Annotated in this window: 15 protein-coding genes; 8 read left to right on the plus strand and 7 right to left on the minus strand. The window is 72.3% G+C overall.

What is annotated here, in order from left to right; translation table 11 throughout:
• Positions 1-75: 75 nt before the first annotated feature.
• The 6 genes from mdlC (at position 76) to ASF44_RS10105 (ending at position 7924) form a co-directional block, all read left to right on the plus strand.
• Positions 76-1668 (plus strand): benzoylformate decarboxylase, encoded by a 1593-nt coding sequence (mdlC, locus tag ASF44_RS10080; RefSeq protein ID WP_056899126.1) that lies wholly within the window; start codon positions 76-78, stop codon positions 1666-1668.
• A gap of 22 nt (positions 1669-1690) precedes the next feature.
• Positions 1691-2659: a tripartite tricarboxylate transporter substrate binding protein gene (locus ASF44_RS10085; protein WP_056899078.1), complete on the plus strand. Its 969-nt coding sequence runs from the start codon at positions 1691-1693 to the stop codon at positions 2657-2659.
• Between the two features lie 179 nt (positions 2660-2838).
• Positions 2839-5583: a PAS domain-containing hybrid sensor histidine kinase/response regulator gene (locus tag ASF44_RS10090; RefSeq protein ID WP_056899079.1), complete on the plus strand. Its 2745-nt coding sequence runs from the start codon at positions 2839-2841 to the stop codon at positions 5581-5583.
• Between the two features lie 59 nt (positions 5584-5642).
• Positions 5643-6653, plus strand: a complete 1011-nt coding sequence (locus tag ASF44_RS10095) for a Bug family tripartite tricarboxylate transporter substrate binding protein (RefSeq protein ID WP_235579179.1) — start codon at positions 5643-5645, stop codon at positions 6651-6653.
• 8 nt (positions 6654-6661) lie between these two features.
• Positions 6662-7081: a thioesterase family protein gene (locus tag ASF44_RS10100; RefSeq protein WP_082524661.1), complete on the plus strand. Its 420-nt coding sequence runs from the start codon at positions 6662-6664 to the stop codon at positions 7079-7081.
• 78 nt (positions 7082-7159) lie between these two features.
• Entirely contained in the window at positions 7160-7924 is a 765-nt protein-coding gene (locus ASF44_RS10105; protein ID WP_056899081.1) for an SDR family NAD(P)-dependent oxidoreductase, read from the plus strand.
• Positions 7925-8105: 181 nt separating this feature from the next.
• On the opposite strand, the gene ASF44_RS10110 is transcribed toward ASF44_RS10105, so the two are convergent.
• Complete coding sequence (locus tag ASF44_RS10110; protein ID WP_056899082.1) at positions 8106-8708, minus strand: TetR/AcrR family transcriptional regulator; 603 nt, start codon at positions 8706-8708, stop codon at positions 8106-8108.
• Between the two features lie 93 nt (positions 8709-8801).
• On the opposite strand from ASF44_RS10110, the gene ASF44_RS10115 reads away from it, so the two are divergent.
• Both ASF44_RS10115 and ASF44_RS10120 read left to right on the plus strand, forming a co-directional pair.
• A complete protein-coding gene (locus ASF44_RS10115) occupies positions 8802-10094 on the plus strand; it encodes an MFS transporter (protein WP_056899083.1) in 1293 nt (430 codons plus the stop codon).
• 4 nt (positions 10095-10098) lie between these two features.
• A complete protein-coding gene (locus tag ASF44_RS10120; RefSeq protein WP_056899084.1) occupies positions 10099-11274 on the plus strand; it encodes a hypothetical protein in 1176 nt (391 codons plus the stop codon).
• A gap of 57 nt (positions 11275-11331) precedes the next feature.
• Here ASF44_RS10120 and ASF44_RS10125 read toward each other — a convergent pair whose 3' ends face one another.
• From ASF44_RS10125 to ASF44_RS10150, 6 genes are all read right to left on the minus strand, one after another.
• Positions 11332-11634: a flagellar basal body rod C-terminal domain-containing protein gene (locus tag ASF44_RS10125; protein ID WP_056899085.1), complete on the minus strand. Its 303-nt coding sequence runs from the start codon at positions 11632-11634 to the stop codon at positions 11332-11334.
• Positions 11635-11698: 64 nt separating this feature from the next.
• A complete protein-coding gene (gene chrA / locus ASF44_RS10130) occupies positions 11699-12907 on the minus strand; it encodes a chromate efflux transporter (RefSeq protein WP_056899086.1) in 1209 nt (402 codons plus the stop codon).
• A gap of 67 nt (positions 12908-12974) precedes the next feature.
• Entirely contained in the window at positions 12975-13364 is a 390-nt protein-coding gene (locus ASF44_RS10135) for a hypothetical protein (protein ID WP_056899087.1), read from the minus strand.
• A gap of 38 nt (positions 13365-13402) precedes the next feature.
• Complete coding sequence (locus ASF44_RS10140) at positions 13403-16516, minus strand: efflux RND transporter permease subunit (protein ID WP_056899088.1); 3114 nt, start codon at positions 16514-16516, stop codon at positions 13403-13405.
• Positions 16517-16522: 6 nt separating this feature from the next.
• A complete protein-coding gene (locus ASF44_RS10145; RefSeq protein ID WP_056899089.1) occupies positions 16523-17620 on the minus strand; it encodes an efflux RND transporter periplasmic adaptor subunit in 1098 nt (365 codons plus the stop codon).
• A complete protein-coding gene (locus tag ASF44_RS10150; protein WP_082524652.1) occupies positions 17617-18144 on the minus strand; it encodes a hypothetical protein in 528 nt (175 codons plus the stop codon). Before ASF44_RS10150 ends, ASF44_RS10145 begins: the two co-directional genes overlap by 4 nt.
• Positions 18145-18149 lie beyond the last annotated feature (5 nt).

An 18149-nucleotide genomic window follows, 5' to 3' on the forward strand; every position in this document is an offset into this window, starting at 1 on the left:
TATCCGGATCATTTTATTGATCGCATGAGCGCGGCAGCCGAAGATCGCCGCTTCCCCGCCACCGACACACCTGCCATGTCCCAACGACCCACCGTGCGCGAAGCCGTGCTGCAACTGCTGCGCGGCTTCGGCATCGACACCATCTTCGGCAACCCCGGCTCCACCGAGCTGCCGCTGTTCCTGGATTTCCCGCCGGACTTCCGCTACGTGCTGGGCCTGCAGGAGTCGGTGGTCGTCGGCATGGCCGACGGCTACGCCCAGGCCACCGGCAACGCCGCGTTCGTCAACCTGCACTCGGCGGCCGGCGTGGGCCACGCCATGGGCAACATCTTCACGGCGCACAAGAACCGCACGCCCATGGTCATCACGGCCGGGCAACAGGCGCGCTCCATCCTGCCGTTCGAGCCGTTCCTGTTCTCGGCCCAAGCGACCGAGCTGCCCAAGCCCTACGTGAAGTGGAGCTGCGAGCCTGCGCGGGCCGAAGACGTGCCGCTGGCCATCGCGCGGGCCTACTACGTGGCCATGCAGGAACCCAAGGGGCCGGTGCTGGTGTCGATCCCGGCCGACGACTGGGCCCGGCCGACCGACCCCGTGCCGCCGCGCACCGTGAGCCAGGTGGCGCGGCCCGACCCGGCCCTGCTGGCACGCATCGGCCAACTGCTGGACGACAGCCGCAGGCCGGCGCTCGTGGTCGGCGCCGCCACCGACCGCGCGGGCGCCTGGGACGCCGTCGTCGCGCTGGCCGAGCGCTACCAGGCGCGCGTGTGGATCGCGCCGATGTCGGGCCGTGCCGGCTTCCCCGAGGACCACGCGCTGTTCGCCGGCTTCCTGCCGGCCATGCGCGAGCAGATCGTGCACAAGCTCGCCGGCCACGACTTCGTGCTCGCGCTGGGCGCGGCGGCCTTCACCTACCACGTCGAGGGCAGCGGCCCGCATCTGCCGGCCGGCGCCAGCCTGGCGCAGATCGTCGACGACCCGCAGGTCGCGGCCTGGGCGCCGGTGGGGTTGGCGGTGGTCGCCAACATCCGGCTGGCGGTGCAGGACCTGCTGGCCCGCCCGGTGGCCGATGCCCGTCACCGCGAGCCGCCACCGGCGCGCCAGCCGGCGCTGGTGCCGCAGGCGCCGGCCCCCGGCGTGCGCCCCTCCACCGCGTGGGTGCTGCACCGCCTGGACGGGCTGCGCCCGGCCGGTGCCGTGGTCGTGGAAGAGGCGCCCAGCGCGCGCCACACCATGCAGCAGCTGCTGCCCATGCGCGCGGCCGGCAGCTTCTACACCATGTGCAGCGGCGGCCTGGGCTACAGCCTGCCGGCCGCCGTGGGCGTGGCGCTGGGCCGGCCGGGCGAGAAGGTCATCGCGCTGGTCGGCGACGGCTCGGCCATGTATGCCATCCAGGCGCTGTGGAGCGCCGCCCAGCTGCGCCTGCCGATCACGGTGCTGATCCTCAAGAACCGCAGCTACGCGGCGCTGAACATGTTCGCGCCGGCCTTCGGCTTCGCGGCCGGCGCCGAGCTGCCCGGCACCGCCCTGCCCGACCTGGACTTCGTGGCGCTGGCCCAGGGCCACGGCTGCCAGGGCCTGCGCGCGTCCGATGCCGAATCGCTGGAGCGGCTGCTGCCGCAGGCGCTGGGCGCGGCACGGCCGACCCTGCTGGAAATCGAAGTCGATTGAAGAACGCCCAAGGAGACAAGACATGCCCATCCCCCGCCGCAGCGCCCTCGCCCTGCTGACCGCCCTGGCCACCACCGGCACCGCCCGGGCCCAGGCCTGGCCGGCCAAGCCGATCCGCCTGGTCGTCAACTTTCCGCCCGGCGGCGCCGCCGACCAGATCGCGCGCGCCGTGGGCACGCCGCTGGCCGAAGCCCTGGGCCAGCCCGTGGTGGTGGAGAACCGCGGCGGCGCCAACGGCAACATCGGCGGCGAGGCCGTGGCCAAGGCCGCGCCGGACGGCTACACGCTGCTCATGAGCTCGGGCGGCATGGTCTCGGTCAACCCGCACATCTATGCGCGCATGCCGTTCGACCCCGCGCGCGACCTCGTGCCCGTGGCCTCGGCCGCGCGCGTGCTGGTCTACCTGCTGGTGCGGCCCGACCTGCCGCCGCGCAACATCGCCGAGTTCATCGCCTACCTGAAGGCCAACCCGGGCAAGCTGTCGTACGGCTCGCCCGGCAACGGCAGTTCGCCGCACCTGGCCGGCGAGATGATGAAGTCGCAGGCCGGCGTGTTCGCCGTGCACGTGCCCTACCGCGGCGCGGCGCCGGCCCTGCAGGATCTGCTGGCCGGCCAGATCGACTACTTCTTCGACCCCGGCATCGGCCTGAACCAGGTGCGCGCGGGCAAGCTGCGGCTGCTGGCCGTGGGCAGCCCGCACCGCTCGCCGGCCTTCCCGGACGTGCCCACGCTGGCCGAGGCAGGGCTCAAGGGCTTCGACGCCGACACCGTGTTCGGCTTCTACGCACCGGCCGGCACGCCGGCGGACGTGGTCGCGCGGCTGAACCGCGAGATCAACCGCATCCTGCAGACGCCGCCGCTGCGCGAACGCATGCTGGCGCTGGGGGGCGAGGCGCTGCCGCTCACGCCGGAACAGTTCCACCAGCGCGCGCTGGACGACTCCAGGCGCTTCGGCGCGGTGATCCGGGAACGCGGCATCCGCGGCGATTGAACGGCCGCGACACGTTACAACTTGTTAGCACTGCCGTATTGACATATAACCTCCTAACTTCGTTCGATTTCATACGCTTATCCAGCGCCTCGGGCGCCACGGCCAGGCGGTCGGCGGAGTCCAAGCCGTCCCATGGCCGCGGCCGGCCTGTTGCCCCCGAAGACCAGGGCTGGAGACCCATGAACGAAGTGCTCGGCACGCTGGCGGTGGTTCTGTTCGGCATCGCCGCGCTGGCGTTGTGGCGGCAGTCCACGGCCCAGCGGGCCTTGCGGCGCATGCAGGCCGACGCCGAGCAGCGCGCCTCGGCCCTGTCGGAGAGCGAGGCCTTCATGCGCACGCTGACCGAGACCGGCCAGTCCAGCCTGGTCGTGACCGACCGCCATGACCGCGTGCGCCACGTCAACAGCCAGTGGCTGCAGCTGTTCGGCTACGGGCGCGGCGACATGGACACGCTGGTGGCCGCCGACGTGCATGCCGACGGCGAGGCCGCGCGCGCGCGGCTGCACGCCCAGATGCAGCGCGACGGCGCGCTGCGCCACTGCGAGACGCGCTTTCGGCGCAAGGACGGCACGGAGTTCTGGGGCCTCATGGACTCGGCCCGCGTGCGCATCGCCGGCGAGGTGCTGCGTGTGACCTGGATCACCGACAACACCGAGGAACACGCCGCGGCCGAGCGGCTGCGTGCACTGGCGGCCGAGCAGGAACTGCTGCTGCAGAACCTGCAGGTGGGCATCGTCTACACCGGCGACGGCAAGCTGCTGCGCGCCAACCCGCGCTTTGCCGAGATGTTCGGCTTCGCCGACACCGAGAGCCTGGTGGGCCGCGCCAGCGCCTGCCTGTACCCGGACGAGGCCGAGCTCAAACGCTTCGGCGCCGAGGTGGGCAAGGCCTTCGCGGCGGGCCAGGTGTTCAGCGGCGAATGGAAGGCGGCCCGCCAGGACCGCAGCACCTTCGACGCCTACGCCCGTGCGCGCGCCATCAGCCACCCCGGCCACCAGTACGCCACGATCTGGATGATCGACGACATCACCGAGCGCAAGCGCGCGGAGGAGGCGCTGCGCGTGGCCCATGCGGCGCAGCTGGCGATCTTCGAGGCCGCCAGCGTGGGCATCGCCATCCTGCGCGACGGCGTGATCCTGCGCTGCAACCGCCGGCTGGACGACATCTTCGGCTACGCCCCCGGCGAGCTGCAGGACAAGCCCACGCGCATCTGGTATGCCAGCGACGCCGCCTACGCCGAGGGCCGCCAGGTCGCCAACGCGCGCATCGGCCACAGCAGCCGCCACGACCTGCAGCTGCGGCGCAAGGACGGCACGCTGTTCTGGTGCCGCATGCAGGCGCGCTACATCGATCCGGACTCGGTGCACGGCAGCGTCTGGGTGATGGAGGACGTGACCGAGGAGAACGCCGCCGCCGAGGCGCTGCGCGAGGCCAAGCGCCTGGCCGACGAGGCCACGCAGGCCAAGTCCATGTTCTTGGCGAACATGAGCCATGAGATCCGCACGCCGATGAACGCCATCATCGGCATGTCGCACCTGGCGCTCAAGACCGACCTCAGCCCGCGCCAGCGCGACTACATCGCCAAGGTGCACGGCGCCGGCACGGCGCTGCTGGGCATCGTCAACGACATCCTGGACTTCTCCAAGATCGAGGCCGGCAAGCTGGAGATCGAGCACGTGCCCTTCGAGCTGGCCCAGGTGCTGGCCGACGTCGGCACGCTGGTGGACGGCAAGGCGGGCGAGAAGGGCCTGGCGCTGACGGTGGAGGTGGCGCCGGACGTGCCGCCCGCGCTCGTCGGCGACCCGCTGCGGCTGGGCCAGGTGGTGACCAACCTGGTCAGCAACGCCATCAAGTTCACCGAGCACGGCCACGTGGCGGTGCAGGTGCGGCTGCTCGAACGCGAGCCGGACGGCGTGCGGCTGCAGCTGGAGGTGCGCGACAGCGGCATCGGCATGAGCGCCGCGCAGACCGCCCGGCTGTTCCAGGCGTTCTCGCAGGCCGACGGCTCGACCACGCGCAAATACGGCGGCACCGGCCTGGGCCTGACCATCAGCAAGCGGCTGGTGGAGACCATGGGCGGCAGCATCGGCGTGGACTCCACGCCCGGCCAGGGCAGCCGCTTCTGGTTCGACATGCGCCTGGGCGTGGCCACGCGCGGCAGCACGGCCGCCATGCCGGCGCCCCGGGCGCACGGACCCGTGCCGCTGCGTGGCGTGCGCCTGCTGCTGGCCGAGGACAACGAGATCAACCAGCAGATCGCCGTGGAACTGCTGCAGGGCGCCGGCGCCACGGTGGCGGTGGCCGCCAACGGCCAGGAGGCGCTCGACCTGCTGGCCGGCGGCGGCGCCTTCGACGCGGTGCTGATGGACCTGCAGATGCCGGTGATGGGCGGCCTGCAGGCCACCGCGCTGATCCGCGCCGACGCACGCTTCGCGCAGCTGCCCATCATCGCGCTGACCGCGCACGCGATGCCCGAGGAGCGCGACCGCTGCCTGGCCGCCGGCATGGTGGACCACATCACCAAGCCCATCGACCCGGCCGCCATGCTGCAGACGCTGGCACGCTGGGTGCAGCCGCGCCACGGCGCGCCGCCCGCCGAAGCGCTGGCCGCGCTCGCACCGGCCCCACCGGCCCCACCGTCCGCACCGTCCGCACCGTCCGCACCGTCCGCGACCGCCGAAGTCGCCCGGGCGCCCGCCGCCACGCCGGCCGAACTCGCACGGCACGCCACCCGGCTGGCCGAACTGCTGCAGGCCGGCGACAGCGATGCAGGCGACTACTTCCACATGCACCGCGCCGCCCTGCGCCAGCTGCTGGGCGATGGCGCCACCAACCGCGTGGCGAGCGCGCTGGACGGCTACGAATTCGACGCGGCGCTGGACCACCTGCGCGGCGCCGTGCAGGCGCACGGCATCGCGGTGTAGAAGGCTCGGCGCGTGCGCGGCCACGTAACATCCGGCCGCTTCACTTTCCGAGGAGACCCATGCCGTTCGATCCGCCCACCCGGCTGCGCCCGCCCATGCAGCCCGTCACACGCCGCTGGCTCGGCCGGCTCGCGCTGGCCGCCTGTGCCGCGCCGGCGCTGGCCCAGCCGATCCAGCCGCTGGACGGCGGCCCGCTGCGCATCGTGGTCGGCTATCCGCCCGGCGGCGCCACCGACCGCGTGGCCCGCATCGTCGGCGACAAGCTCGCCAGCAAGCTAGGCATCGCCGTCATCGTGGAGAACAAGCCCGGCGCCGGCGGCCGCCTCGCGGCGCAGCAGGCCAAGGCCACGCCCGCCGGCCAGAACGTGCTGATGCTGGCCAACCCCGCCGTCATGGTGGTGGCACCGCTGGTGTTCAAGGACAACGGCTACGACGCCGAACGCGACTTCGTGCCCGTGGCGCATGTCAACGACTACGAGTTCGGCCTGGCGGTGTCCACCGCCGTGCCGGTCAAGGAACTCTCGCACCTGCTGGCCTGGATGCGCGCCAACCCCAACCAGGCCAACGTGGGCGTGCCGGCCACCGGCAGCCTGCCGCACTTCTTCGCGCTGATGCTGGGCGACAAGGCCAAGGTGCGCACCGAGGTCATCGGCTACAAGGGCTCGGCCCCGGCCATCACCGACCTGATCGGCGGCCAGCTGCCGATGGCCGTGGACACCTTCGACGTGCTGGTGCCGCAGCACGAGGCCGGCAAGCTGCGCGTGCTGGCGGTCTCGGGGGCCAAGCGCTCGGCCTTCGCGCCCGACGTGCCGACCTTCAAGGAAGCCGGCCTGGACCTGGCCGCGCTGGGCTGGAACACCTTCTTCGCACCGGCCAGCATGCCGCCCGAGAAGGCCACGCGCCTGGCCGGCGCGATCCACGAGGTCATGCAGGACCCGGACACGCAGCGCAAGTTCACCGACACGCGCATGCAGCCCGTGGTCAGCACGCAGGCGCAGACCGCCGCAATGCTCAAGGCCTACCGCGCGCAGTGGGCACCGGTGGTGCAGAAGTCGGGGTACCAGCCGTGAGCGATGCGGTGTCCCGCAGCGTCGTCCACCGCGTGCGCGTCGAGTTCGGCGACTGCGACCCGGCCCGCATCGTCTGGTTTCCGAACTACTTCCGCTGGATCGACGCGGCAGGCCACCACTTCTTCGTGCAATGCGGCGTGCCGCCCTGGCACGAACTGGAGAAGAGCCGCGGCATCCTGGGCACGCCCATCGTCGACACCCACGCGCGCTTCGTGCAGACGGCCAGCTATGGCGACACGCTGGACATCGCGGTGTCGGTGGCGCAGTGGCGGCGCAGCAGCTTCGTGATGCGCCACCGCGTGACGCGCGGCGAGGTGCTGATCATGGAGTGCGACGAGGTGCGCATCTTCGCCGCGCACCGTGAAGACCATGCACCGGGCATCCGCGCCGTGCCGATTCCCGAGGACATCCGCGCGCTCTGCGCCTGACGGCGCCGCGTCGCCAGTGTTGCAACCGGCGCGCGGCCGTCGGTGCATGCTCCGCGTTCCAACACAAGGAGGCAACGCATGTCTTTGTTCTCGCTGGCCGGCCAGGTGGCCATCGTCACGGGGTCCTCGCGCGGCATCGGCCGCGCCATCGCCGAACGCATGGCCGAGCACGGCGCCAAGGTGGTGATCTCCTCGCGCAAGGCCGAGGCCTGCGAGGAAGTCGCCGCCGCGATCTGCCGCGCGCACGGCGCGGGCGCGGCCACCGCCATTGCGGCCAACATCTCCTCCAAGGACGAACTGCGCCATCTGGTCGAGGAGACCGGGCGCCGGCTCGGCCCGGTGGACGCGCTGGTCTGCAACGCTGCCAGCAACCCCTACTACGGGCCCATGGCCGGGATCGAGGACGCGCAGTTCCGCAAGATCCTGGAGAACAACGTCATCGCCAACCACTGGCTGATCGGCTTCGCGGTGCCGGGCATGGTGGAGCGCAAGCGCGGCAGCATCACCATCGTCTCGTCCATCGGCGGGCTGCGCGGCTCGCCCATCCTCGGTGCCTACTGCATCTCCAAGGCCGCCGACATGCAGCTGGCGCGCAACCTGGCCGTGGAATACGGGCCGCACAACGTGCGCGTGAACTGCATCGCGCCGGGCCTTGTCAAGACCGACTTCGCGCGGGCGCTGTGGGAAGACCAGGAATTGCTGGCCAAGCGCACGGCCACCACGCCGCTGCGCCGCATCGGCGAGCCCGATGAGATCGCCGGCGCGGCGGTGTTCCTGGCCTCGCAGGCCGGCGCGTTCATGACCGGTCAGAACCTCGTCATCGACGGCGGCGTGACGTGCTAAGACCACCCCTCTGGATGTCTCACTTCGTGTAGACATCCGATCCCGCTGGAGGGGCGCTGCCTGCGGCCTGGCAGAGCCAGTTCCGCGGCGTCTGCTGGCATGGCCTGCTCCGCGGCCTTCGGTGCAGCGTCGCGCAAGCCTGAGCCGCGCCTTGCGGATGCAGCACGTCGTCGCCGGCCCATCAGCCTTCGGCCATGCCGCCCAGGCCCTCCAGCACGCCGCGCACCTGCGCCAGCACCGCATCGGCCTCGGCGCGGTCGGCCTTGGCCATGCCGCGCGAGATCGCCATCGCGCCGACCAGCGCGGCCACCACGGTGCTGGCCAGCGCCTGGCGCTCGGCCGGCGAGCCGTCACCGGGCAGCGTCGCCTCGACCCCCGCACGCAGTTCGGCGAACGCATCGGCGTAGCTGCGGCTGACGGCCTCGCCCTGGCGCGCGGTCTCGCAGGCGGTGGCCACCAGCGGGCAGCCCTTGGCCATGTCGTCGCGCACGCGCAGGCTCAGGTAGCGGTCGAGGTAGCCCGTGAACGTGCGCTGGCGGCCCGCGCCGGCCAGCCCGGGTGGCGTGGCGCGCCCATGGCCGGCCTGGAAGGCGTGCTGCAAGGCCTGGGCCGCGAGGTCCTGCTTGTCGACGAAGTGCTTGTACAGCGCGCCGTGCGTGAGACCGGCCTGGCGGCACACGTCGGCCACGCCCACCCCATCGATGCCGTGCTGCTTGAACAGCTGGCCCGCAGCCTCGAGCAAGGCCAGCTTGTTCTGCTGCGCCTGTTCCTTGGTTACCTTCATCGCGCCACCTTCGTTGCACTTCCCTGCGTTGACAATTTTTGATTACGGTCATTATCATTGAAACCTTCGCCACCTCCAAAACCCACACACACCATGCTGGCCCACCGTCTTGCCGCGCTGTTGCAGCGCCGTGGCATCCACTACGCCTGGGCCATCGCGGCCATCACCTTCCTGGCCATGCTCGTGACCTCGGCTGCGCTGGGACTGCCCGGCGCGCTGATGCAGCCGCTGGGCAAGGAATTCGGCTGGACGACGACCGAGCTGTCCTCCATCTTCGCCACGCGCTTTGCGCTGTACGGGCTGCTCGGCCCGTTCGCGGCCGTGGTGCTGCTGCGCTATGGCGTCTCGCGCGTGGTGGCCTTCGCGGCGGCCGTGATCGCCAGCACGCTGGTGCTGGGCCTGTTCATGCACACGCTGGGCGAAGCCTTCGTGCTGTGGGGCCTGGTGCTGGGCGTGGGCACCGGGCTCACCGCGATGGTGCTGGGCGCCATGGTGTCCAACCGCTGGTTCGTGCAGCGCAAGGGCCTGGTCATGGGCCTTCTGGCCGGCAGCAGCGCCACCGGGCAACTGCTGTTCCTGCCGCTGGCGGCCTGGCTCATCGAGCAGCACGGCTGGCGCTGGGCACTGCTGCCGGTGGTGGCGGCCTCGGCGCTGGTGTTCGTGCTGGTGCTGCTGTTCATGCGCGACAGCCCGGCCCAGCTGGGCCTGGCGGCCTACGGCGCCGACCCTGCCGCCGCACCCGCCCAGCCCGCGCCGCGCGCCGACTGGAAGCTGCCGTTCCAGACCCTGGCCAGCGCGTCGCGCGTGCCGGCCTTCTGGGTGCTGGCCGGCACCTTCTTCATCTGCGGCCTCAGCACCAACGGCCTGGTGCAGACCCACTTCATCTCGCTGTGCGGCGACTACGGGCTGGGCGCCGTGCCGGCGGCCTCGGTGCTGGCGATGATGGGTGTCTTCGACCTGATCGGCACCACGCTGTCGGGTTACCTGTCGGACCGCTACGACAGCCGCAAGCTCCTCTTCTGGTACTACGGCCTGCGCGGGCTGTCGCTGTTCTGGCTGCCGTACTCCGAGTTCACCATCGCCGGCCTGTCGCTGTTCGCCGTGTTCTACGGATTGGACTGGATCGCCACCGTGCCGCCCACGGTCAAGATCGCCGCGGCCGAGTTCGGGCCCGAGCGCGCCAGCCTGGTGTTCGGCTGGGTCTTTGCGTCGCACCAGCTCGGCGCGGCCGTCGCCGCCTATGGCGCGGGCCTGTCGCGTTCGGTGCTGGCGTCGTACACGCCGGCCTTGTTCACGGCCGGCGCGGCCTGCCTCGTGGCCGCTGCGGCCGTGCTGCTGGTGCGCTCCCGCACGCCGGCGCCCGCGCTGGCGGCCACGCGGCCTTGATGCCATGCAACCAGCGCGTTCAGCCGCGGTGGCGGGTCTGTTCCTGGCACTCGCGGCGCAGGCGGCGCAGGCCGCACCGGCCGCGCTGCCTGCACCGGCGGATGCGCCGCGCACGCCGGCCAGCGCACCCGCTGCCGATCCCCCCGCGGCCTGCGACCGCCAGGCCCAGAGCGCCGGCTGCCTGCTGCGCCTGGCGCTGCCGCAGGATGCCGGCCGACTGGCCTACTACGTGTCGCAGCAGCCCGGCGCCGCGCCCACGCCAGAGAGCGCACTGCTCGTCATGCACGGCTACCCGCGCGATGCGGCGCACAGCTTCAACGCCGGCCTCGCCGCCGTGCAGGGCGCCGGCCTGCAGGGCCGCGTGCTCGTCGTGGCGCCGCTGTTCCAGGTCGAGGCCGCGCAGGCCCAGCGTTGCCACACACCGGGCGAGGTGACGGCGCAGGCGGGCGATGCGTTGTGGCGCTGCGGTGCCTGGCTGGCTGGCGAGGCGTCCGCCGGGCCGCATCCGATCACCGCGTTCGCGGCGCTCGATGCGCTGGTGGCTGAACTCGTGCGCCAGTGGCCCGGCCTGCGCACCGTCACGCTCGCGGGCTTTTCGGCCGGCGCCCAGCTGCTGCAGCACCACGCGGCCTTCGCGGCCGCGCCGCCGGCCGGCGTGCGGCTGCGCCACGTGGTCGCCGACCCGGGCACCTGGCTGTACTTCGATGCGGTGCGGCCCCTGCCGGTGCGCGATGGCCAGCCCGTCGCCGACCCCTCGGACTGCGGCCCCGCCCCCGGCTACCCGGGCAGCTGCCAGCTCGTGCTGCAAACGCCCGATGCCGCGGCCTGCCCGCAGTACGACCAGTGGAAGTACGGCGTGGCCGACCTGCCGGCCCACCTGGGCGACGCGGCGGCCGCACGCGCGCGCTACCGCGCGGCGGACCTGGCCTACCTGGCCGGCGCGCTCGACAGCGGCCCCGGGCCCGGCAATGCCGACAGGGTGCTCGACCACGGCTGCGCCGCCCAGCTGCAGGGCCCCTACCGGCTGCAGCGCGCCCAGGGCTATGCGGCCTACGAGCAGCAGGTGCTGCAGCCGCCGCGGCCGCGCCCGCTGCAGGTGGTGCCAGGATGCCGGCACGACGTGGCCTGCGTGCTGCCGTCGGCGGCTGCGCGCGACGTGCTGTTCGGGGAAAGGCGCTGAGGCGTCGAGCCGCAGAGGCGCGCACCGACCGCGTGGGGGGCGCTTGCCAGGCGCGGATCAGGCGTAGGTGTCGAGCAGCGCACCGGCCATGCGGTCGGCCGTGCGGAACACCGTGGCGTTGGCCACGAAGGCGTTGCGGGCCGACAGCTGGTCGACCATCTCGGACGCCAGCGACACGCCGACCGATTCGGCCCGCCGCGTCGCGGCGTCCACCCCACCGACCTCGCTGCGGGCGCGCTGCACCACCTCCAGCCCCGTGAAGCCATCGGTCTGCGTGTTGGCAACGTTGTGCGCAGAGGCCTGCAGCCGTTGCTGGGCGGCCTGCATGCCGCTGGAAGCGATGGAGGAGATGGGGGCCATGGGCTGGATTGGGCCACTTATTCGCTCGCCGATCAAGCGAATAATTGACAAGATTGGCGAGTTATCAGGACATCCAGGCCATCGCCTGACCCGCCGCCGCGGCCAGGCCCACGACCAGCACGGGCGGGCAGCGGCCCACGACGAGCAGGCCCAAGGCCGCCAGCGCCAGCGCGGCATCGGCGCGGCCCTGGATGCTGCCCGTCCACACCGGGTCGTACAGCGCCGCCAGCAGCACGCCGACCACGGCCGCATTGACGCCGGCCAGCGCGGCCCGCACGCCGGCCCGCTCGCGCAGCGCCTGCCATAACGGCAGCGCCGCCAGCAGCACGAGCGCAGCCGGCGCGAAGATCACCGCCAGCAGCAGCAGGCCGCCAGTCCAGCCCTGCCAGGGCCAATGGGCCGCCGCGCCCAGGTAGGCCGCGAAGGTGAACAGCGGGCCGGGCACGGCCTGCGCGGCGCCGTAGCCGGCCAGGAATTCGGCATTGCCGAGCGCCCCGCCCGGCACCACGCTGGCCTGCAGCAGCGGCAGCACCACATGGCCGCCGCCGAACACCAGCGCGCCGGCGCGGTAGAAGCCATCGACCAGCGCGGCCGTGGGCGTGCCGCTGGCCAGGGCCCACATCGGCAGCACGGCCAGTGGCAGCAGGAACAGCACCAGCGCCAGCGCACCGCCCCGGCGCGACAGCGGCCAGCGCTGCGCCAAGGGCGCGGCCGCGGCGGCCGGCAGCCGCAGCAGCCAGCGCCCTGCGAGCGCGGCGGCCGCGATCACGAGCACCTGCGCCAGCGCCGCAGGCCAGGCCAGCAGCACCAGCGCGGCCCCGATGGCCAGCGCGGCACGCTGCCGGTCCGGGCACAGCGTGCGCGCCATGCCCCACACGGCCTGCGCCACGATGGCCACGGCCGCCACCTTCAGGCCGTGCACCCAGCCCGCAGAGGCCAGCGCGGGTTGGCGCACGATGGCCTCGGCCAGCGCCACCAGGGCCAAGGCCGAGGGCAGCGTGAAGCCGGCCCAGGCCGCCAGCATGCCCCAGCCGCCCGCCCGGCTCAGGCCCAGCGCCATGCCCACCTGGCTGCTGGCAGGCCCCGGCAGGAACTGGCACAGCGCCACGAGGTCGGCATAGGCCCGGTCGTCGAGCCAGCGGCGCCGCTCCACGAACTCGGTGCGGAAGTAGCCCAGGTGCGCCACCGGCCCGCCGAAGGAGGTGAGCCCCAGCCCCAGGAACACCAGCAGCACGCGCCAGGGGCTGTCGGATCGGGCGGAGGGGTCGGGCATGGGCGGGGACCGGCAGGCAAAAAGAACGCATGCTATGCGGGCCCGCGCCAGGCCCCCCGGTGCCGCGCTACTTCAACGCAAAGCGCACATTCGCCGGCTTCCTGCCCGCCAGTTGCACCGTGGCCACCACCTTGGTGCCGGCCGCCGTCGGGAAGCTGCCCTTGGCCTGCAGCCGGTCGCCGGCCGGCACCAGGTTGGCCTCGGTCCTGGCGCTGCCGGCCAGCAGCGTGAGCCTGCCGGTGGCGCCCTGCAGGTCGGCCGCCTTGCCATTGTCGCGCACGTACAGCGCGATGGTGTCGGCCTGGGCCACGAGCTCGAAGTCCATGTCGCTGGCCTCCACCACCACGCCGCCGTGCAGCGGCTGGTGGTCGTGACCGGCGCCATGGCTGTGGGCTTGCTGGGCATGGGCAGCGCCGGCCAGGGTCAGTGCGGCGAGCAGAGTCAGGGGCTTGTGCATGGTGTGTCCTCGTTGCGGTTGGGTTGGGAGAAAAAGCATCACAGCGCCTCGGCCGTGTCGTCGCGTGCGAGCCGCTCGGCATCGCGCCGGCCGAACAGCCAGAACATCGCCGGTGTCAGGAACGTGTCCAGCAGCGTGGAGCTGACCAGGCCCGAGAAGATCACCACGGCCACCGGGTGCAGGATCTCGGTGCCGGGCCGCTCGGCCTCGAACAGCAGCGGCGCCAGCGCGAAGGCCGTCACCAGCGCCGTCATCAGCACCGGGCTCAACCGCTCGATGGAGCCGCGCAAGACCATGCGGTGGTCGAAGGCCTCGCCCTCGAAGCGCATCAGGTTGATGTAGTGGCTGACCTTCAGGATGCCGTTGCGCACCGAGATGCCGGCCAGCGTGATGAAGCCCACCAGCGCCGCCACCGACAGCGGCTGCCCCGAGATCCACAGCCCCAGCACCGCCCCCACCAACGCCAGCGGAATGTTGGCCATGATGAGCAGCGCCAGCCGCGTGCTCTGGTAGCGGCTGAACAGCACCACGAACATGCCGACCAGCGAGACGATGGACAAGAGGCCCACCAGGCGCGAGGCCTCCTCCTGCGCCTGGAACTGCCCACCCAGCGTCACGAACAGGCCCTCGGGCAGCGGATGCGCGGCCACGGCCGCGCGGATGTCGGCCACCACCTCGGACAGCGGCCGGCCCTGGGCGTTGGCCGAGAGCACGATGCGGCGCTTGCCGTCGTCGCGGCTGATCTGGTTGGGGCCGTCGCCGTCCTCGATGCGCGCGAGCAGCGAGAGCGGCACGCGGCCCGTGGGCGTCTCCACGAGGATCTGCGCCAGGCCCTCGATCGAGCGCGCCTCCTCGGGCAGCCGCACCACCAGCGCGAAGCGCCGGTTGCCCTCGACGATCTGCGTCACGCGCTCGCCCTCGACCAGGCTTTGCAGCGTGGCCAGTACCTGCGGCGCGGGCACGCCGTAGCGCGCCGCGGCCGCGTAGTCGATGGACACCTTGATCTGCGGCGCCAGCACCTGCTTTTCCACCTCCAGGTCGGCCAGGCCTGGAATGCCCGCCAGCCGCGCACGCAGCGCCTCGGCCTGGCCGCGCAGCTGGTCCAGATCCTCGCCGAAGATCTTGACCGCGATCTGCGAGCGCACGCCCGACAGCATGTGGTCGATGCGGTGCGAGATCGGCTGGCCGATGGCAATCGCCGCCGGCAGGTGCTGCAGCCGCGCGCGGATGTCGGCCTGCACCGCGTCCATGGAACGCGTGATCTCGCCCGCAGGCTTCAGGCCCACGTCGATCTCGCTCACGTGCACGCCCTCGGCATGCTCGTCGAGCTCGGCGCGGCCGCTGCGCCGGCCCACGTGCGCCACCTCGGGCACCTGGGCCACGAGGCGCTCGGCCTGCGCCGCCAGCGCCGAGCTCTCGGCCAGCGTCACGCCCGGATTCAGGCGCAGGCCGATCAGCAGCGTGCCCTCGTTGAAGGGCGGCAGGAAGGTCGTGGGGAACAGCGGCACCGCGGCCACCGCGGCCACCACGGCCAGCGCACCGGCCGCAACCGCCTTGCGCGGGTGGTGCAGCACGGGCGCCAGGCCATGGCGGTAACGCGCCTTGAGCCAGGCCAGCAGCCTCGTGTCGCCATGGTCCAGCGACTTCATGCCCGGCAGCAGGTACAGGTTGAGCACCGGCGTCACCGTCACCGAGACCAGCAGGCTGGCCAGCGTGGAGACGATGAAGGCCACGCCCAGCGGCACGAACAGCCGGCCCTCCATGCCCGGCAGCGCGAACAGCGGCACCAGCACCAGCACGATGATGACGGTGGCGTAGAGGATGGCCGAGCGCACCTCCATCGTGGCCGAACGCACCACCTGCAAGGCATTGAAGGTGCCCGGATGCTGGGCGCGCTGCTCCTTCAGGCGGCGCAGCACGTTCTCGATGTCGACCACCGCGTCGTCCACCAGCCCGCCGATGGCGATCGCCAGGCCACCCAGCGTCATGGTGTTGATCGACATGCCGAACCAGCGGAACACCAGCGCCGTCACCAGGAAGGACACGGGGATCGCCACCAGCGCGATGAAGGTGGTGCGCAGGTTGCCCAGGAACAGCAGCAGGACCAGCGCCACGCAGACCGAGGCGCCGATGAGCTTGCCCTGCAGCGTGGAGATGGACGCCTCGATGAAGCTGGCCTGGCGGAAGGTGACCTGCGGCGCCTGCATGCCGGTGGGCAGCGCGGTCTTCATCTCCACCAGCGCACGCTCGATGGCCTGGGTGAGCGCGATGGTGTCGGCGGTGGGCTGCTTCTGCACGCCCAGGATCACGGCCGGCTGGCCTTTGAGGCCGGCGTCGCCACGCTTGATGGCAGCGGCGAACTCCACCTTGGCGATCTGCTGCAGCACGATGGGCTGGCCGCCGGTGGAGGTCAGCGCCAGCTGGCGCAGGTCGTCCAGCCGCGAGGTGCGGCCGAGGTGGCGGATCAGGTACTCGCGGCCGTTGAGCTCCAGGAAGCCGCCCGAGGTATTGGACGAGAAGCCCTTGAGCGCAGCCTCCAACTGCTCGTGGGTGATGCCCAGCGTCGACATGCGCGCGGTGTCGGGCTGCACCTGGAACTGGCGCACCTCGCCGCCGATGGGAATGACCTGCGCCACGCCCGGGATCGCCAGCAGCCGCGGGCGCAGCACCCAGTCCGCGTACTCGCGCACCTGCATCGGCCCGATCTTGCCGTCGATGGGAATGGCGATCTGCATGATCTCGCCCATCACCGAGCTGATCGGCCCCATGCGCGGCACCACGCCCCCGGGCAGGCCCTCCTCCATGGCCGACAAGCGCTCCGACACCATCTGCCGCGCGCGGAAGATCTCGGTCGACCAGTCGAAGGTCACGTACAGGAAGGACAGGCCCGCGCTCGAGGTGGAGCGCACCGCCTCCACGCCCGGCAGGCCGTTCAGCGTGGTCTCCAGCGGGAAGGTGATGAGCTGCTCCACCTCCTCGGCGGCCATGCCGCCGGCCTCGGTCATGATGGTGACGGTGGGCTTGTTGAGGTCGGGGAACACGTCCACCGGCATGCGGGTCAGGGTGAAACCGCCGTAGGCGACCAGCACCAGGCCCGCGATGATGACCAGCAGCCGGTTGGCCAGGCTGCTGTCGAGTAGCCACTTGAACATACTGGCCTATCGGATCTGGTTGACCAGGCTCGCGCCTTGGTGGACCACGCGGTCGCCGGGTTGCAGGCCCGAGGTCGCGACCACGTTGGCGCCGTCCAGCGGCTCGGTGGTCAGCACGCGCGGCTCGAAGCGCTCGGGCGCGACCTTGACCCACACGATGCTCTGGTTCGACGCGTTGCGCGCCAGCGCGGCCGCCGGCACGGGCACGCCGGCCAGCTGGCTTTTGGTCTGCACGACGACCTGCACGGGCTGGCCCACGGCCAGGGCCTGCAGCGCCGACCCCTCGGCCGCGAACTGCAGCGGCAGCGCCTGCTCGCGCAGCGCACGCGCCGCGCCCACGAAGCGCAAGGCCACACGCGTGCTGCCCACGGCCAGCGCGCCGCCGGCGATGTCGGCCGCCAGGGCCGGGTCGTAGGCCAGCGCCTCGATGCGCAGGCGTGTCGGGTCGACGATCTCGAACACGAGCTCGCGCGCGTCGACCACGGCACCCGCGACGGCCGTGGCCGATGCGATGACGCCGGACACCGGCGCCACCAGCGCCTCGCGGCCCGACAGTGCCCCGGCCATCACGCCGGCACGTTCGCCCAGGCTGGCCAGTTCGCTCTCGGCCGCCTCGATCTCCTTGCGCGGCACGGTGTCGGCGAGTTCGCGCAGGCGTGCCAGGCGCTTGTCGGCCAGCGCGCGCGCGGCCCGCAACTCGGCCACCTGGGCGGCCTGGCCGGCACGCTCCAGCGGTGCGGCGGCGGGCGCCACATAGGCCAGCACCTCGCCCTTGCGCACGGCCTGGCCGGGTGTGGGAAAGCCACGCGGGCCGGGCTCCAGCCGGCCGGGCTGGGTGGGCTGCACGCGGCCGCCCGCGTTCGGGTCCATCACCACCTTGCCGGCCAGCGTGACGGCACGCGGCAGCTGCTGCCGTTCGGCCACCAGCGTGCGCACGCCGATCTGGCGTTGCGTGGCCTTGGGCAGGAACACGCTGCCGTCGGGCAGGCGCTGCGGCGCATTGGCGTTGGCGCTGGCGGGCGCGTCGCCGTGGTCGTGGCCCTCGCCGGCAAATGCGGGGGCCGCCAGCAATGCGCTCAACAGAATGCTTGCGAGGGCTTTCATGCGGCAGCTCCCAGGTTCGGATTGCGGCGTTTGAACAGGGTGGCCAACGCCAGCAGCAGCACCAGACCTCCGCCCACCCAGGGCGCCCAGGAACGCCAGCCAGCCGATTGCGCGGCTTCGGTGGGCATCGCCGCGGCGTGGATGTCCAGTTCGCCGGCCAGCAGGTCGGCGTCGGCACCGGCCGTGACGGTGGCTGTCACCGGGTGCGTGCCGGCGCCGGGTTCGGCAGCGAGTTCGGCCTCGAACTCGCCAGCCGCCACGGCCTTGAGCACCAGCGGCTGGCCATCCAGTTCCAGCACCAGCTGGGCGTTCTCCACGGGCGCGTTGCTGGGCGCGTGGTCCAGCCAGACGCGCAGGTGGTGACCGTCGAGCACGCCGACGAGTTCGAACAGGTCGGTGGCCGCGGAAAAGCGCGGCAGGGCCGGGCCGGCGGCTGCGGGCTGCGCGCCACCGTGGTTGTGGCCGTCGTCGGCGCGGGCGGGGCCGGCCAGCAGCAGCGCCAGGGTCAGCAGGACAAATCGCATGGGTG

It is taken from the genome of Pseudorhodoferax sp. Leaf274 (assembly GCF_001422445.1).
Lineage (GTDB): Bacteria > Pseudomonadota > Gammaproteobacteria > Burkholderiales > Burkholderiaceae_C > Pseudorhodoferax.

Excerpts from the sequence above, each read along its gene's own strand:
- ASF44_RS10140 (WP_056899088.1), bottom strand. The coding sequence starts at position 16,516 with ATGTTCAAGTGGCTACTCGACAGCAGCCTGGCCAACCGGCTGCTGGTC.
- ASF44_RS10135 (WP_056899087.1), bottom strand. The coding sequence starts at position 13,364 with ATGCACAAGCCCCTGACTCTGCTCGCCGCACTGACCCTGGCCGGCGCT.
- mdlC (WP_056899126.1), top strand. The coding sequence starts at position 76 with ATGTCCCAACGACCCACCGTGCGCGAAGCCGTGCTGCAACTGCTGCGC.
- ASF44_RS10085 (WP_056899078.1), top strand. The coding sequence starts at position 1,691 with ATGCCCATCCCCCGCCGCAGCGCCCTCGCCCTGCTGACCGCCCTGGCC.
- chrA (WP_056899086.1), bottom strand. The coding sequence starts at position 12,907 with ATGCCCGACCCCTCCGCCCGATCCGACAGCCCCTGGCGCGTGCTGCTG.
- ASF44_RS10145 (WP_056899089.1), bottom strand. The coding sequence starts at position 17,620 with ATGAAAGCCCTCGCAAGCATTCTGTTGAGCGCATTGCTGGCGGCCCCC.
- ASF44_RS10090 (WP_056899079.1), top strand. The coding sequence starts at position 2,839 with ATGAACGAAGTGCTCGGCACGCTGGCGGTGGTTCTGTTCGGCATCGCC.
- ASF44_RS10150 (WP_082524652.1), bottom strand. The coding sequence starts at position 18,144 with ATGCGATTTGTCCTGCTGACCCTGGCGCTGCTGCTGGCCGGCCCCGCC.
- ASF44_RS10110 (WP_056899082.1), bottom strand. The coding sequence starts at position 8,708 with ATGAAGGTAACCAAGGAACAGGCGCAGCAGAACAAGCTGGCCTTGCTC.
- ASF44_RS10120 (WP_056899084.1), top strand. The coding sequence starts at position 10,099 with ATGCAACCAGCGCGTTCAGCCGCGGTGGCGGGTCTGTTCCTGGCACTC.
- ASF44_RS10105 (WP_056899081.1), top strand. The coding sequence starts at position 7,160 with ATGTCTTTGTTCTCGCTGGCCGGCCAGGTGGCCATCGTCACGGGGTCC.
- ASF44_RS10115 (WP_056899083.1), top strand. The coding sequence starts at position 8,802 with ATGCTGGCCCACCGTCTTGCCGCGCTGTTGCAGCGCCGTGGCATCCAC.
- ASF44_RS10095 (WP_235579179.1), top strand. The coding sequence starts at position 5,643 with ATGCCGTTCGATCCGCCCACCCGGCTGCGCCCGCCCATGCAGCCCGTC.
- ASF44_RS10125 (WP_056899085.1), bottom strand. The coding sequence starts at position 11,634 with ATGGCCCCCATCTCCTCCATCGCTTCCAGCGGCATGCAGGCCGCCCAG.